Consider the following 2,165-nt stretch of genomic DNA (forward strand, 5'->3'; position numbering starts at 1 on the left):
CTGCGAGCCGTCGCCGACGGTCACGCCCGGCAGGCCGACGTCTTCCACACCTGCCACACCCTGGCCGGCTGGAGCGAGCGACACCGCGAGGACCTCGCTCCGGTGGTCGAGCGCTACGGCGAGCAGGACGACGTCGACGAACCCGAGCGACTACGTGCCGAGGCCGTGACCAGCACCCGCGAGGGCGAGATCGGGCTCCTGCGCGATCTCCAGGACCTGCACCTGCTCGCCACCCTGGTGCACAGCACCTGGACCGTGATCGCCCAGGGCGCCCAAGGACTACGTGACCGCCAACTGCTCGAGATCGCCACCTCCAGCACCGCCGAGACCACCCGACAGCTCACCTGGCTGACCACCCGGATGAAGCAGGCCGCACCTCAAGCTCTGATCGTCGCGCCATGACCCGACGCTCGACCAGCGACCTCGTCCGACCCACCCCCCACGTGCTGCGCCAGTACGCGCTGATCGCCGACGGCGAACGCGGCGCCCTGGTAGGGCCCCGAGGCGACATCGCGTTCCTGTGCGCGCCCGCCTGGCACGACGACGCAGTGTTCTCCAGCCTGATCGGCGGACACGGCGGCTACGGCGTCAGCCCTGCCGACGACCGGTTCGTGTGGGGCGGCTACTACGAACCGGACAGCCTCATCTGGCGCAGCCGCTGGGTCTCCACCGACGCCGTGACCGAGTGCCGCGAGGCCCTCGCCTTCCCAGGCGAGCCAGAACGGGTCGTGCTGCTCCGTCGCATCGAGGCCAACCTCAACGTGGCGCACGTCCAGGTCGCCCTGGACGTGCGCGCCCAGTTCGGCGCCCGCGCGATGACCGTCGCCCGCAGCCAGGACGGAAACTGGCACGGCCACTCGGGCGACCTGAACTACCGGTGGACCGGGGCTACCGAGCACGCGCAGCTCCAGGACGGACGCCTGGTGCTCGATCTTGTCGTGCCGGCCGGCGAGTCACGCGACTTGGTCCTGGAGATCTCCCAGACCGCCCTACCCCGCCAGCTGCCGGACCCGGACCAGCTGTGGGACCGCACCGAACGGGCTTGGCGCCACGGCGTGCCAGACCTGAGCACCTCGGTGGCCACCGGCGAGTCCCGGCATTCCTACGCCGTGCTCCGTGGCTTGACCGGCAGTACCGGCGCCATGGTGGCCGCCGCCACCACCTCGCTCCCCGAGCGCGCCGACCAAGGACGCAACTACGACTACCGCTACGCCTGGATCCGCGACCAGTGCTACGCCGGGCAAGCGGCCGCCGCCATCGGCGACCACACCCTCCTCGATGGTGCGGTCCGGTTCGTGTCCGAACGGGTCCTGACAGACGGACCAGACCTGCGCCCGGCCTACACCGCCGCCGGCGGACCGGTCCCTGACCAGAGAAACGTTCCCCTGCCCGGATACCCCGGCGCACCTGTGCGGACCGGCAACTGGGTCAACAAGCAGTTCCAGCTCGACGCACTCGGTGAAGCGCTGCTGCTCCTCGCGGCCGCGGATGGCCGCGGCCGACTCACCGACGACGGCCGCAAGGCGGTCACGACCCTGGTCGCGGCGATCGGGAAACGAAAGGACGAACCCGACGCTGGCATCTGGGAGATCGACGACCGCCGCTGGGCCCACTCACGACTCATGTGCGCCGCCGGGCTCCGCGCCGCGGCCCCCTCCAGTGCCGCGAACACGGGAGACACCGAGTCCTGGCGCAGACAGGCCGACGAGCTGGTCGCCTCGGTGAACCGGGACTGTGGCCACCCCACCGGCCGGTGGCAACGCTCCCCCGGCGACGACGCCGTCGACGCCGCCCTCCTGCTGCCCGCGATCCGCGGAGCGGTCGCTCCCGACGACCCTCACAACCTCTCCACCGTCACCGCGGTCCTCGAGGACCTGACCGACGACGGCTACGTGTACCGGTTCCGCCAGCGCCCCGACCGGCCCCTGCACGAAGCCGAGGGCGCCTTCGTCCTGTGCGGGTTCCTCATGTCCCTGGCCCAGTTGAAGCTGGGCCGACGCGAGGACGCCCTGCGCTGGTTCGAACGTAACCGCGCCGCCCTCGGACCGCCCGGGCTGTTCGCCGAGGAGTACGACGTCGTGCAACGCCAGCTTCGCGGCAACCTTCCCCAGGCATTCGTCCACGCCCTGTTGCTGGAGAGCGCCCACCGTCTTGGGGAGGCCGGG

General features: G+C 71.3%; 2 protein-coding genes. Both read left to right on the forward strand.

Features of this window, described 5'->3' with window-relative positions; translation table 11 throughout:
- Window positions 1–402 (forward strand): hypothetical protein (locus tag VET29_RS33635; RefSeq protein ID WP_324928315.1); only part of this gene is annotated, 402 nt, incomplete at its 5' end.
- Window positions 399–2,165 (forward strand): glycoside hydrolase family 15 protein (locus tag VET29_RS33640; RefSeq protein ID WP_324928316.1); only part of this gene is annotated, 1,767 nt, incomplete at its 3' end. The genes VET29_RS33635 and VET29_RS33640, both read left to right, overlap by 4 nt.

It is taken from the genome of Actinophytocola sp. (assembly GCF_035634895.1).
Classification (GTDB): domain Bacteria; phylum Actinomycetota; class Actinomycetes; order Mycobacteriales; family Pseudonocardiaceae; genus Actinophytocola.